Source organism: Streptomyces sp. NPDC037126 (assembly GCF_055605965.1).
This window is the reverse complement of record NZ_JBVJTD010000007.1, coordinates 262289-275147: the sequence shown is the minus strand read 5'-3', so window position 1 is coordinate 275147 and position 12859 is coordinate 262289. Positions and strand designations below refer to the sequence as shown.

Sequence of the window (12859 nt, the reverse complement as noted above, 5' to 3'; positions counted from 1 at the left end):
GGGCCCGCCTCCGGTGGCCACCGGTCACGAGGGGGCGTCCCGCCGGACGGTGACGGGGAAGTCGACTTGGCGGAACGGGTTGGGCAGCCCGTGCTCGGCGGCCCGCGCCGGGTCGTCGACCTCGGCGAACGTGCGGACGAGGCTCTCCTTGACGCCGAACACCGCGTCGGAGTCCAGGTAGGGGGAGCCGTCCACGAACAGATGGGTGGTCAGGGTGCGGACGCCGGGCGCCGACACCTCGACGTGGATGTGGGCGGCCCGGGTGAGGCTGCCGTCCTCGGCGACGGCGAGGAACGAACGCAGCAGACGGGTGTCGACATCCATTCCAGCAGGTTATGGAGGGGGGTATTGGACGGCACACCCGCCGCGCGCAGAGGGTTGAGGACAGGAGGTGTGCCATGCAGTTCGCCTCTGTGACCGTCACCTGCGCGGCCGTGCTGGCCAACGCGGGCATCGCGGCGGCCGACCTCGCGAGGGCACGGTTCGTGCTCGCCAACTCGGCCGAGGTCGGCCTGACACCGGCCTGGGTGCCGCCGCTCGCGCTGCTGAAGGCGGCCGGAGCGGCCGGGCTGCTGCTCGGGCTCGCGGGCCTGCGGCCGCTGGGCCTCGCGGCCGGTGTCGGCCTGGTGCTCTACTACGTCGGGGCGGTGGCCGCCCATGTGCGGGCCCGGGTGTTCCACAACATCGCCTTCCCGCTCCTGTTCCTGGCGCTGGCGGCAGCGGCGCTCGCGCTGGCGGCGGGACGGTGATCCGAGGGCCCGGCCGGGAAGCGTTCCGGCTCAGTGGGGCAGCAGATAGCGGGTCACCAGGGAGCGGGCCCGGTCCGGGGCGATGCCCAGGGCCCGGCCCAGCAGGTCCCAGCGCTGCTCGTCGTCCTCCTCGATCAGGCAGGCCGCCTCGCGGCCGGCGCGGCGGGTCAGCCGGTCCAGCGCGGCGACGGCCCGCATCGCGGCGGCCGGTGCGTCGTCGGCGAGCGTGAACAGCTTGTCCTCCAGGGAGTTCATCAGCTGGGTCAGGTCGTCCGGCAGCGGCACCGTGCGCCGCTCGACGGCGCGGATGTGCTCGGTCCAGTCCCGGCGCCGGCCCGACACGTCCAGGTCCTCCAGGCCGTCCTCGCCCAGCTCGTCCCACGGGATCGGCACGCTCGGGCCGCGCCAGCCGCACGCGCAGGAGGCCCGGACCGCGGCCGCCCTCGGTGTGTTCGTCCGGCCGTCGTACGCCCACCACTCGCTGGTCCGGTACGTCTCGGCGCCGCTGCCGATGTCGAAGTACGCGGGCTTCGGCTCGCTGCCGTCGGCCAGGACGGCTCCGACGATGCCCTCGTGGGACTCCCCGAACTCCTCGCTCGTCCATCCCACGGCAGCCTCCCCGCACCTCGCCGGAGGCACCAATGGTTCCAGCCGGTGCCGCCGGGCGCGCCCGGGTTCGGTGAGGACGGCCGGTTCACGATCGTCCGCCGGTGCCGCCGTGCGCCGCCGCGACCGGCAGCCGCTCCAGCGCCAACAGGGCCGCGTCGTCGCCGAGATCGCCGCGGACGTGGTGCTGCAGGTCGCGGCGGAGGGCGGCCACCATCGCCTCCAGCGGGCGCCCGGCGTGTGCGCGCAGCCGCCCGGCCAGGTCGTGGAACCGGCCACGGCGGTCGCGGGCCTCGATGAACCCGTCGGTGTACAGCACCAGCCGGTCGCCCGGGCCGAACGGCACGGTCTGCGCGGTGAACTCCGCGTCCAGGAGGTCGCCCAGTGCGAGCGGTGCGCCGGGCCGGTCGGGCTCGTGGGGGCGTACCCGTCCCGCGTGCACCAGCTACGGCTCGGGGTGCCCGCAGTGCACGATGCGGGCCACGGGCTCGCCGGGCGGGAACTCTCAGAGTCAGGGCTGTGCAAGTCTCAACAAACGGACGGGTGTTCGGGCCTCTGTCGGGTCCGCGTCAGCGCCCGTACACTGCGGATCCGCAGACATGCGGGCGTGTGGGACGGGGGGAGCCATCATGTCCGGAGGTCCGTACGGTCCGAGCCAGGCGTTCGCCGTTCCGCCCATGCCGACGAGTCCGCCGCCCGCACCCCCGGACGCCCGGCGGGCCACCGCGGTCGCCCTGCTCAACCTGAGCGGCCTCGGCCTCGGCTACGCGCTCCTGCGCCGCCGGCTCCTGACAGCCGCGTGCTGGGTGGCCACCGGCGTGTTCCTCCTCGCCGCCCTGCCCGCCGACGCCGACGGCGTCCCCGGGACCGTGCTCGCCTGCTACGCCGCGTTCCTGCTGCTGACGGCCGTGCACGGCGCGTTCGCCGGACTGCGCACCCGGCTGGCGTGGCCGGGCCGCGCGCCGCTCGCGCTGCTGCTCGGCGTGCTGCTGCTCGCCGTGCCCGCGGGCGGGGCGCTCGGGTACGAGGACGCCCACGACGAGGCCGTGCAGCAGGCGCTCCTCGACCGTCTGGAGCGCGCCGACCAGCTGGTGGCGGCGAGCGGCGGGAAGTCGTTCGGCGCCGCGGAGCCCGACTACCGCACGGCCCTCGGGGTCTACCGCGACCTCGCCGCCCACCACCCCGGCTCCCGCGCCGCCCGGCAGGTCCCCGACCGGCTGCGGACCTACTACACGACGGTCGGCGCCGCCTACGGCCACCAGGACTACTGCGGTGCCGTGGAGCCGTTGAAGTACCTGCGCACGGTGCCCGCCACCGTGCCCCGGGACGCGCTCGGACCGCTGGTCGGCTGGCCCGACGACCGGCTCGCGACCTCGCTGTACGAGTGCGGGGCGCAGCGCCTCGCGGCGGGCGGCACCGACTGGGTCGCCCGCTTCGGCGACCTGCTCGCCACCTTCCCGCGCTCCGGTCCGGCGGCGAAGGTGGCACCCGCCGTCGACTCCGCGGTGCGGACGGCGGAGAAGGCCGTCGGCGGCGGCGACCCCTGCACGGCCGTCGACCGGCTGCACAGCCTGAACACGAGCATCGACGACCTGTCGAAGTCGGCCGCCGACACCGGCGGAGGACTGACGAAGGCAGCGGCCCGGGCCGCCAGGAGCGGCGACGAGGGCGAGTACGCCTGCGGGGTCGCCCAGTACAAGGACGGCGACTTCGCCGCGGCCCAGCAGACCATGCAGCAGTTCGTCGCCGCCCACCAGCACCACAGGAACCGCGCACGCGCCCAGAAGATCGCCATAGCCGCCGAGGTCGCCCGGACGCTTCCGGCCGCGGGCAAGAAGCTGCCCACCACCGACTCCGGCGGCAGCATCTCCGTCACGGTGAAGAACGACAGCCCGGACGACATCACCGTCCTCTACACCGGCCCGGTCACCGGCAGCTTCACGCTCAAGGGCTGCGGCAGTTGCACGTCGTACTCGCTCGCCGACACGCTGGTGCTCGGCTTCAAGCCCTGCAGCGACAGCGGCAGGGACTACCCGCGGCGCACCATCGAACTCCCGGTCGGCACCACCTACTTCGTGCACAAGCCGAACGGCGGCGGCACCGCGGCCCCCGCCTCCGACACCGCCAAGCTGCGCCCCGGCTACCTCTACACGGAGTGCGCCTACACGACCCGGACCTTCGGCTCGCCCAACTGACCGCTGCCGCCGCACCGCCCGCGTCAGCGCCGCCGGCCGGCCCCGCGCCGTACGGCCACGAGCGTGCCCGCTCCGGCGAGCACGGCCGCGGCCGCGGCGGCCGTGAGCGGCAGCGCCGAACCGGAGCCCGTGCTCGCCAGGCCGCCGCCCGTGGACGCGGACGCGCCGCCGGTCGTGGTGCCGTACGTGCCGCCCGTCGGGGAGCCCCCTGCCGTGGTGCCGGAACCGCCCGTGGTGCCCGTGCCGGAGCCACCCGTGGACGCGGCCGAACCGGCGTCGCCGCCCGAGCCGCTGCCTCCGGAGGCGGCGCCGCCTCCGGTCTTCGCCGCGCCGGTGACGTCGAGCCGGACGGCCGCGGTGTCGTTCGCCCTGTCGTGGTCGAACGGCCGGGGCTCGCCCGCGAGCGCCACGGAACCCCCGGCCCCGGACACCGCCTTGTCGATCCTCAGCCTGAACGCGTAGGACTCCCCGCCGCCCTCGTCCACCCAGGACTCGCTGGTGCCGCAGGAGTAGGTCCGTGCTCCCGTGCTCGTGCAGAACCCGTCCCCCTTGGTCACCGAGGTGCCTGCGGGCATCCTGATCAGGACGCGGGTGGCCCCCTTGCCCGGGTCCCGGAGGACCCAGGCGGGACCGGCGTCGGTGAACTTCACCCGCAGCGCGACCGTGTCACCGACGCGGCCCTGCAGCCGGGCGCCGGTCACCCTGAAGTCGGCGGTGTTGTCGGCCGCCACCGGCACGTCCGCCGCGTCCCAGCCGTCGTGCCGGGCGGAACCCGGGGGCGCGGGGGTCCGATCGGGGCGTTCGACCAGCCGTACCGCCGGGCCCGTGCCGCGCACCGGCTGCGAGGCGCCGTCCTCCGGGCCGGTGTCGGCCGAGTCGACCGTCACCCGGAGCCGGTCGTACAGCGCGCGGTCGAGGACCTTCAGGGTCAGCGGCCGCTCGGGGGAGTAGACGACACCGGGCCGCACCGTCCGGTCGAACTCGCACACCACGTCCGAGTGGCTCGGCTCCTCGTCGAAGGCACCGGTCTCGTAGCGCAGGCAGTTGGACGGCACCTCGGTGTGGCTCAGCCCGCGCGTGACGGAGTACGACATCCAGACCTTGTCGAGCGCCGAGTCGCCCGTGTTCGTGAAGGCGGGCCTCACCTCGACGGCGCCGCCCGGCCGCACCCCGTCGAACGGGGCGATCCTGCCGAGCACCAGGCCGGTCGCGGAGTCGTCGGCGGCAGCCGGGGCGGCGCCGAGCGCGATGAGGGCGACGGCGCCGGCGGCGCCCACGGTCTGCCGGAGTGCACGCGGGCCGGGGGTGGTGAAGGGCATGGAATCCTCTGCCTGAAGCGGACGTGACGAACGAACGAACCACGAGAGAACGCGAGTTCCATCCTCAGAGACATCGGACGCGCCGGAAGGGTTGTACGGGACGTGGGTCGCGCCGGTGGACACCGCACGGCGCGGGGCCTCCCCGGTGGCTCCCGGGGAGGCGGACACCGGGCCGGGCGAGGGGCCCGGCGTCTCAGCCCGCGGCGTTGTCGACGCGCAGCCGCACCTGCTCCTCCAGGCGCCGCAGGCTGCCGTCCAGGGCGTCGGAGACCGCACGCTCGCCCGGGTCGTGGCTGTCCTCGAAGAAGGACAGGTGCACGGTCACCTCGCTGGCGCCGCTGCCGATGCCCGCCACCTGCAGCCAGCCGGCGTAGCTGCCCTGCTCCCGGGTGCCCCACTCCAGGCGCATCTGGTCCGGCTGGGCCCGCAGTAGGGCGGGCGTGTCGTGGTCGGAGCCGGCCTCGTGCACCGTGACGGCGGGCGGGTCCTCGGCGTCCACGTGCAGGGCGTCCGGAAGCCAGCTGTCGAGCTGAGCGGTGTTGGCCGCCTGGTCGAAGACCTGCTCGGGCTGTGCGGGCATCGTGCGGGAGCGTTCGTACTCGGACATGGTCGTACCGCCCCTCCGGTCGGAAGTCGTACCCCGCCCGCGTGCCCCTTCCGCGGCGGCCGAAAAGCGCAGCGTCCGGGCGATCGAGGCACCACCGCACTCTTCCGCAAACTTGTCTGGTCAAGTTTGGTCGCGGTTCTTCCGCCCGACAGCGACGACCACTACTCATGTCCCGTTCGTTGCGCACACCAGGCCCTGCGGCACGTCCGCCGCACGGCGACCCTCACCAACGGGACGAGGTACACGTATGCGACTGCGCTGGAGATCTCTCGGCGGGCTCTTCCCCCTCCTCGGCGCACTGGTCGTCGTCGCTCCCACGCCGGCCCAGGCGGCCGGCGGCAGCGGCAACCTGATCGTCAACGGCGATGCGGAGAGCGGCGGTTACTGCACCGACGACTGGTCCGCGGCCGACACCGTGCCCGGCTGGACCACCCAGGCCGGCGGCCCGGACGTCATGTGCCACTCCGTCGCCTCCTTCGGGCTGCCCGGCGACGGCGGGACACCCGGCAAGGCCTTCTTCGGGCCCGGCAACCTCGGTGACGGCGCGATGGCGCAGACCGTCGACGTCTCCTCGGCGGCCAGGGCCATCGACGGCGGCGGAGTGCACTACAACCTCGCCGGCTGGCTCGGCGGCTGGACCACCTACGGTGGCAACGTGGCCGTCGCCCTGCACTTCCACGACGCGAACGGCCGCCCGATCGGCGCCACCGCGAAGCTGCCGACCGTCTCCGCGACCGACCGGGGCCTGGCCACCAAGTTCCTGTCGCGCAGCACCACCGGCGCGGTCCCGGCCGGCACCCGCTCCATCCAGGTCGAGGTGCAGTTCCTGGACACCGGCCACGAGACCGGCTACCTCGACAACCTCTCCCTCACCCTGGACACCCCGGTCAGCGCCCCCGCACCACTGGCCCCGCCCGTCTCCAAGGTCCCGGGCTACGACCACGTGTTCATGGTCATGATGGAGAACACCGACTACTCCGAGGTCATGAACGACCCGGCCGACACGCCGTACATGCACAGCCTGATGGCCCAGGGCGCCACGCTCACCGACCACCACGCCGTCTACCACCCCAGCGACGAGAACTACCTCGCCGTCGCGGGCGGCGACACCTACGCCAAGGGCGCCACCTACTTCCCGAACATCAACTCCCCCCAGCGCAACCTCGGCGACACCCTGGAGGCGGCCGGCAAGTCCTGGAAGGCCTACGAGCAGGGCATGGGCACCCCCTGCAACACCAAGAACAACAACGACAGCTACTACGAGCCCGACGACGCCCCCTTCATCAACTACACGGACATCAGCGGCAACGCCTCCCGCTGCGCGGCCCACCTGTTCGACACCACGCAGCTGACCACGGACCTGAAGTCGGCCTCGACCACGCCGAACTTCTCCTGGATCGCCGCCGACGACTACTACGACGGCGAGGCCTCCGGCAACGGCAGCGCCACCAGCCTCAAGACGCAGGACGGCTGGCTGAAGCAGACCCTGGCCCCGGTCCTGTCCTCCCCGGCGTGGACGCAGCAGCGCTCGCTGCTCGTGCTGACCTGGGACGAGAGCCAGAACGAGGGCTACGACCACGTGGTCACCACGGTCGTCGGCTCCCAGGGCACCGTCCCGGCCGGGACCAGCAGCCCCGTCCACTACGACCACTACGGCATCGCCCGCACCGTCGAGTCGGCCCTCGGCCTGCCCGGCCTCACCGCCAACGACACCTACGCGACCCCGCTCAACGCCGCGTTCGCGCCGTCGACCGCGCCGACGCCCACGCTCACCGGGGACCTCAACGCGGTCGAGAACGGCGGCAACGTCACCCTCCGCTACTCGGTGCCATCCGCCGCGCAGGTCAGCGCCAAGAACTGGATCGGCGTCTACCCGGCGGGCGTCACGCCCGGCAAGCAGTCCTCGCTCACCTGGGCCTACGCGCCCAACGCCAGCGGCGCCCTGACCTTCCCCACCGGGAAGCTGAACGGTGCGGGCACGTACGACGTGTACTACCTCGCCGACGACGGTTACTCGGCCCTCGCCGGACCGTTCTCCCTGACCGTCGGCTGACGAACCATGCCGGACCGGGCCCACGCCGTCCCGCGGGCCCGGTCCGGTGTCCTCACCCCGGCGTCACAGACCCCGGCCGGGGCGGGAGCTCACGCCACCGCCTGCCGGGCCGTGCTCTCCACCAGGGAGACGCCGTCGCCCATGGTGGTGCTGCCGTCGGACAGGACGGCGACGAGGAGGCGGTGGCCGTTGACGGTGACCCGGCCGACGCTGTTGACGTCCCACAGACCGGTGGCGCTGCGCTGGAGCCAGCCGTTCTTCAGCGCCTTCTGCGCGCCGGGGCCGTTCACCGCGGAGACCCCCCACGCCTGCTCGGGCGAGACCTGGCTCATGAGGGTGCGGATGTACGCGCGGGATTCGGCGTTCAGCGCGGCGGAGCCCGTGCCCGCCGTGCCGTCGTCGAAGACGGCCCGCAGCAGTCGTATCTGGTCGCTCGCGGTGGTCCGGGTCAGGCCCCACAGGCCGCCGGCGCCCGGGGTCGTCGAGGTCAGCCCCAGCCGCTTGTTGGCCGCCGCGAGACCGGGCGCCCGGCCTATCTCCCGCCACAGCGCGTCGGCCGAGTCGTTGTCGCTGTGCCGGATCATCGGCTCGGCGTGCCCCCGCTCCTCGGCCGTCAGGGAGCGCTTCGCGTCCTGCGCCTGGAGCATCAGCGTCGCGAGGATGTCGACCTTGACGATGCTGGCCGTGTCGTAGGCGGTGTCCTCGCCGTGGACCACGGGGGCGCGGCTGTCCCCGTCGAGGTCGAGCACGGCCGCCGTGGCGTGCGCGGTCCTCGCCGTGGAGGGGGCGGTCGCGGCCGCGGCGGCCGGCACGCCGGCGCCGAGCAGGGCGGTCACCGAGGCCAGGACGAAGGCGGCCCTGCGGCGCGCGGGATGGGAAAGGTGGGACGACATGGGTCATGAACGTAGACAAAACACGTCCCGCGCGAAGTGGCTGCCGTCACTCCTGCCCCTGGTTCGCCCCGAATTGTGAGAAGTGCCACCAGTCGGCGCAACGCGTTCCACGGGTTGCCCTCGCGGCGGCGTGTGCGCGCGGCCGGGCCGCCGTCCTGGCCTATCGTCGGCCAGACACCGACATCCGGAGTGATTATGGAAAAAACGGATGAATTGGTTGGCGTGGCAGAGGGTGTGGCGGTCGTACCCGTCGCTCCACCGGTGCGCCGCATCCGGCCCCGGCCGTTCGGCACCGCCCTCGGGATCGCGGCCGGGGCCGCGGCCGTGCTCCTCCTCGCCGGTACGCAGTGGCTGGAGACGCCCGCGGTCCAGGCCTGGCGCACGGTCTGCCTGGCCATCACCGTCCAGGCGCTCCCCTTCCTCCTCCTGGGCACGGCCCTGTCCGGCGCGATCAACGCGTTCGTGCCGGCCGACCTGTTCACCCGGGTGCTGCCCAAGCGGCCGGCGCTCGCGGTGCCGGTCGCGGGCGTCGCGGGCGCGGTGCTGCCGGGCTGCGAGTGCGCCTCCGTCCCCGTGGCCAACAGCCTCATCCGGCGGGGCGTCACCCCGGCCGCCGCCTTCGCCTTCCTGCTCTCCGCGCCCGCGATCAACCCCGTGGTGCTCACGGCCACCGCCGTCGCCTTCCCCGGCAGCCCCGAGATGGTCGCCGCCCGGCTGGTCGCCTCGCTCGGCACCGCGGCCGTGATGGGCTGGCTGTGGCTCTGGCTGGGCAAGGAGGAGTGGCTGCGGCCCGTCCTGCGCCACCGGCACACCGGGCACGAGCACGGCCACAGCCGCTGGACCGAGTTCCGGCTCGGCTTCCAGCACGACTTCCTGCACGCCGGGGGCTTCCTGGTGCTCGGCGCGATGGCCGCCGCCACCTTCAACGTCGCCGTGCCGCGCTCCGTCCTCGGCACCTTCTCCGGTTCGCCCTGGCTCTCGGTGCTCTTCCTGGCCGGCCTCGCCGTCCTGCTGGCCGTCTGCTCGGAGGCGGACGCGTTCGTCGCCGCCTCGCTCACCGGCTTCTCGCCGACCGCCCGGCTCGCGTTCATCGTGGTCGGCCCCATGGTCGACCTGAAGCTCATCGCTCTCCAGGCGGGCACGTTCGGCCGCGCCTTCGCCTGGCGGTTCTCCACCGCGACCACCGTCGTGGCGGTGGCCGCCAGCGTCCTGATCGGAGGCGCCCTGCTGTGAGACGCCCCGTACAGAGCCTGCTGCTGACGCTGTCCGGGATCGGCGTGCTGCACATCGCCCTCTTCACCGACACCTACCTGCGCTACGTGAAGGCGGGACTCCGCCCCCTGCTCATCGCCTCCGGGGCGGTCCTGCTGCTGCTCGGCCTCGCGGCGGCGCTGACCCGGGGCGGGGAACGGCACACCGCGCACGACGGCCACGACCACTCCGGTACCCCCCGGATCGCCTGGCTGCTCTTCCTGCCCGCGCTCAGCCTGCTCTTCCTCACCCCGCCGGCACTCGGCGCGTACACCGCCGCACGCTCGAACAACAAGCCGGTCGCGGTACAGAAGAAAGGATTCGCCCCGCTGCCCGCGACCTCGCCGCTGCCCCTGACCCTCACGGAGTTCACCAAGCGGGTCCAGCAGGACCGCAGCCGTGCCATCCAGACCCGTGCGGTCCGGCTCACGGGCTTCGTCACGCCGGACGGTCAGGACGACGGCTGGTACCTGACCCGCATCATCTTCACCTGCTGCGCGGCCGACTCACAGACCGTCAAGGTCCGAATGTACGGCGGTGACGCACCCCCCGCCAACACCTGGCTGGCCGTCACCGGCACCTGGCACCCCAGGGGCGCCCTCGGCACACGGACCGCCGAGGCGGCGCTCGACGTCCGGGAGGCCCGGCCCATCGCCCAGCCGGTGAACGCCTTCACCGACGATCTGCCGCTCACGCCGTCCTAGGGCCTGTCTGACATGTCCCGGCTGCCGCGCGACGCCGCGCATGGTCAGACAGGCCCTAGCGTCCCGGCCCGCCACCGCGCCCCGCTCAGCCGAACAGGCTGCGGACGCGGATCGTCTCGACCCGCCGCCAGGTTCCCCCGGGCAGCAGCAGCCACTGCTCCCGGGCACCGTGCTTGCGCCACCGCCCGGCGCCGGGGGTGGCACGGGCGGTCCCGGCCGGCGCGACCCGGCGCGAGGGGAGCGCGGCACCGCAGCCGCGGCCGGACCGCCGCTGCGCACGGTTCTCCTTGCCCCCGGCGCCGGCCCCGGCCGTGGCGTCAAGGGCTCCGGCGTCCGGGAACGACGCGGCCGGAGCCGTGAGCCGCGGGCCCTGCCCCTCGAACGTGTGCTTGCTCATGCGCGTCACCTTCCCGTCCCCTCCTCGAAGGACGACTCCCCGGGCCGCGCCCCGGCATGCACCGGTGCGGGCAGCGTTCCGGTACCCCGTGTGCGCCGCGTCGGGCGGCCGGTGCGGGATCGCGGCACCACCCGGGCAGGGCCGCCCGCGACCGCGGTGAAGGAGCCCACCACCGACCGGCCCCGGCCGTGCTCACCAGGGGGAGTGCTCCGGCGATTCCTGCGGCTCCAGGTGGGAGGCGAGCACGGCGGCCTGCACCCGCCGCTGCACACCGAGCTTCGCCAGCAGCCGCGAGATGTGGTTCTTGACCGTCTTCTCCGACAGGTACAGCCTCCTGCCGATCTCGCGATTGGTCAGACCGTCCCCGATCAGCCCCAGGATGTCCCGCTCACGTGGCGACAGACCGGCCAGCTCGGGCGGCACCGACGGCGGGTCCTCCGCCGGGTCGGCCCGCAGCGAGCGCATCAGGCGGGCCGTCGTCGCGGGGTCCAGCATCGACTGGCCGGAGGCGACCGTGCGCACCGCGGACACCAGGTCCGAGCCCTTGATCTGCTTCAGCACGTATCCGGCGGCCCCGGCCATGATCGCGTCCAGCAGGGCGTCCTCGTCGTCGAACGAGGTGAGCATCAGACACGCCAGCTCGGGCATCCGGCTGCGCAGTTCGCGGCACACCGAGATGCCGTCGCCGTCGGGGAGGCGTACGTCGAGGACGGCGACGTGCGGCCGCAGCGCGGGGCCGCGCACGATCGCGTGCTCGGCGGTGTCCGCGTCACCGACCACGCGGATGTCCGGTTCGGCGTCGAGCAGATCGGTCAGACCGCGCCGGACGACCTCGTGGTCGTCGAGCAGGAACACCCGGATCGGATCCTGCGCCGTGAAGATGCGTGTCCCGGTCATGCCGGCCTCCCGTTCCCCGCGGACGGACGGAATGGGCGCTGTCACCTGCCCGATCATCACCCGGCGGCGCCGGATGCACTAGGGCCGACCGGCCCACTCGCCCCCGCGCCGGCCCACGCGGAGCGATGCCCCCCGCGAGCGGCCGTCCGCCGCGGACCCCGCCGTCACCGCTGAACCCGGCGTCCGTCGCGTGAGAACAGCCGCGGCCCCTGCAGTACCCGCGAACCTGGCGTCCGTCCCGTGGGGACGGCCGCGGGATCCCCTCGTACCGGCGCACCCGGCGTCCGTCCCGTGGGAACAGCCGCCAAACCCCGTAGTACCCGCGCACCCGGCGTCCGTCACGCGTGCGCTCCGCGGTGGTCGCGCGCGAGGTCGAAGCGTACGTCCACCACTCCCTCGACCGCGCGCACCAGACGGGCCGCCACGGGCACCAGGGCGGGGTTCGGGATCCGGCCCGTCAGCGTCACGACGCCGTCCTCCACCTCCAGCTGGACGGCCGACTGCGGCGGCCGGAAGAGGCGGGCCACGATGTCGCGCCGGACCTCCTCCGCGATCTCCCCGTCCCCGCGCAGGAAGACCTTGAGCAGGTCGGCACGGCTGACCACACCCTCCAGCAGGCCGAAGGCGTCGACCACAGGCAGCCGCTTGACGCGTGCCCGCGCCATGATCCGCGCGGCCTGGGCGACGGTCGCGTCCGCCGGGACGGTGACCGCGGGCGAGGACATCAGGTCCGCCGCGGTGAGCGCGTCGACCTTGGCGAGGTCGGCCGCGGGGCGCAGCCGCCTGTAGCCCTCCTGCGGCTCGTCGCGCAGCTCCTCCTTGGGCAGCAGGTCGGCCTCGGAGACCACCCCGACCACCCGGCCCTCTCCTTCGAGTACGGGCAGGGCACTGACCCGCCAGTCCTGCATCATCCGCACGATCTCCTTGAAGGGGGCCCGCCGGCCGACGGCGGCGACCGTGTGGGTCATGACGTCGCTGACGATGTGCGGGGTGCCGTACATGGTGACTCCGTTGCCTCTCGGCGGGCGGTCCTGTCCTCCTCAGGTTCTACTGGTCGAGCCGGCGGGCACAGGGGCCGCCCGGCCCTGGGGCGGACCGTTCGGCTGCCCGCCGTGGGCCGGGTGCCGGGGCGCGGGACCGGGGCCGGTCGGCCCTGTCCGGGGGACGACCGGCCCATGACCCCTGGCC

General features: G+C 73.9%; 14 protein-coding genes. 5 read left to right on the top strand and 9 right to left on the bottom strand.

The genetic code is table 11. The annotated features are described in order from the left end of the window. Positions 1-24: 24 nt before the first annotated feature. Complete coding sequence (locus tag ACZ7FF_RS18815; RefSeq protein ID WP_470813334.1) at positions 25-324, bottom strand: helix-turn-helix domain-containing protein; 300 nt, start codon at positions 322-324, stop codon at positions 25-27. A 74-nt stretch (positions 325-398) separates the two neighbouring features. On the opposite strand from ACZ7FF_RS18815, the gene ACZ7FF_RS18810 reads away from it, so the two are divergent. Beyond that, positions 399-749, top strand: a complete 351-nt coding sequence (locus ACZ7FF_RS18810; protein WP_470813333.1) for a DoxX family protein — start codon at positions 399-401, stop codon at positions 747-749. 30 nt (positions 750-779) lie between these two features. Here ACZ7FF_RS18810 and ACZ7FF_RS18805 read toward each other — a convergent pair whose 3' ends face one another. Next, positions 780-1358 (bottom strand): hypothetical protein, encoded by a 579-nt coding sequence (locus ACZ7FF_RS18805; RefSeq protein WP_470813332.1) that lies wholly within the window; start codon positions 1356-1358, stop codon positions 780-782. An 85-nt stretch (positions 1359-1443) separates the two neighbouring features. Then, positions 1444-1797, bottom strand: a complete 354-nt coding sequence (locus ACZ7FF_RS18800; protein WP_470813331.1) for a PP2C family protein-serine/threonine phosphatase — start codon at positions 1795-1797, stop codon at positions 1444-1446. A gap of 187 nt (positions 1798-1984) precedes the next feature. Between ACZ7FF_RS18800 and ACZ7FF_RS18795 the strand changes: the two genes are divergently transcribed. Then, entirely contained in the window at positions 1985-3550 is a 1566-nt protein-coding gene (locus ACZ7FF_RS18795) for a hypothetical protein (protein WP_470813330.1), read from the top strand. A gap of 23 nt (positions 3551-3573) precedes the next feature. On the opposite strand, the gene ACZ7FF_RS18790 is transcribed toward ACZ7FF_RS18795, so the two are convergent. Both ACZ7FF_RS18790 and ACZ7FF_RS18785 read right to left on the bottom strand, forming a co-directional pair. Next, the gene (locus ACZ7FF_RS18790) at positions 3574-4869 is read right to left on the bottom strand and encodes a hypothetical protein (RefSeq protein WP_470813329.1); all 1296 of its coding nucleotides are present in this window, start codon (positions 4867-4869) and stop codon (positions 3574-3576) included. A gap of 193 nt (positions 4870-5062) precedes the next feature. Further along, positions 5063-5476, bottom strand: coding sequence for an SRPBCC family protein (locus ACZ7FF_RS18785; protein WP_470813328.1), 414 nt, complete (start codon positions 5474-5476; stop codon positions 5063-5065). Between the two features lie 247 nt (positions 5477-5723). Here ACZ7FF_RS18785 and ACZ7FF_RS18780 point away from each other — a divergent pair, with 247 nt between their 5' ends. Continuing rightward, complete coding sequence (locus ACZ7FF_RS18780) at positions 5724-7529, top strand: alkaline phosphatase family protein (RefSeq protein WP_470813327.1); 1806 nt, start codon at positions 5724-5726, stop codon at positions 7527-7529. Between the two features lie 89 nt (positions 7530-7618). Here the strand turns inward: ACZ7FF_RS18780 and ACZ7FF_RS18775 are convergent, their stop codons facing one another. Beyond that, on the bottom strand, positions 7619-8422 hold the full coding sequence (locus ACZ7FF_RS18775) for a serine hydrolase (RefSeq protein WP_470813326.1): 804 nt from the start codon (positions 8420-8422) through the stop codon (positions 7619-7621). Positions 8423-8617: 195 nt separating this feature from the next. Here ACZ7FF_RS18775 and ACZ7FF_RS18770 point away from each other — a divergent pair, with 195 nt between their 5' ends. Together ACZ7FF_RS18770 and ACZ7FF_RS18765 are read left to right on the top strand one after the other, a co-directional pair. Continuing rightward, positions 8618-9655 (top strand): permease, encoded by a 1038-nt coding sequence (locus tag ACZ7FF_RS18770; protein ID WP_470813325.1) that lies wholly within the window; start codon positions 8618-8620, stop codon positions 9653-9655. Then, positions 9652-10377: a TIGR03943 family putative permease subunit gene (locus ACZ7FF_RS18765; RefSeq protein WP_470813324.1), complete on the top strand. Its 726-nt coding sequence runs from the start codon at positions 9652-9654 to the stop codon at positions 10375-10377. Before ACZ7FF_RS18770 ends, ACZ7FF_RS18765 begins: the two co-directional genes overlap by 4 nt. A gap of 85 nt (positions 10378-10462) precedes the next feature. Here the strand turns inward: ACZ7FF_RS18765 and ACZ7FF_RS18760 are convergent, their stop codons facing one another. The 3 genes from ACZ7FF_RS18760 to ACZ7FF_RS18750 all read right to left on the bottom strand — a co-directional run bounded on the left by ACZ7FF_RS18760 (position 10463) and on the right by ACZ7FF_RS18750 (position 12672). Then, positions 10463-10774 carry a hypothetical protein gene (locus tag ACZ7FF_RS18760; protein WP_470813323.1) on the bottom strand — a complete coding sequence of 104 codons (312 nt, stop codon included), beginning with the start codon at positions 10772-10774 and terminating at the stop codon, positions 10463-10465. 192 nt (positions 10775-10966) lie between these two features. Continuing rightward, positions 10967-11671 carry a response regulator gene (locus ACZ7FF_RS18755; RefSeq protein ID WP_470813322.1) on the bottom strand — a complete coding sequence of 235 codons (705 nt, stop codon included), beginning with the start codon at positions 11669-11671 and terminating at the stop codon, positions 10967-10969. Between the two features lie 338 nt (positions 11672-12009). After that, positions 12010-12672, bottom strand: a complete 663-nt coding sequence (locus tag ACZ7FF_RS18750; protein WP_470813321.1) for a CBS domain-containing protein — start codon at positions 12670-12672, stop codon at positions 12010-12012. Positions 12673-12859 lie beyond the last annotated feature (187 nt).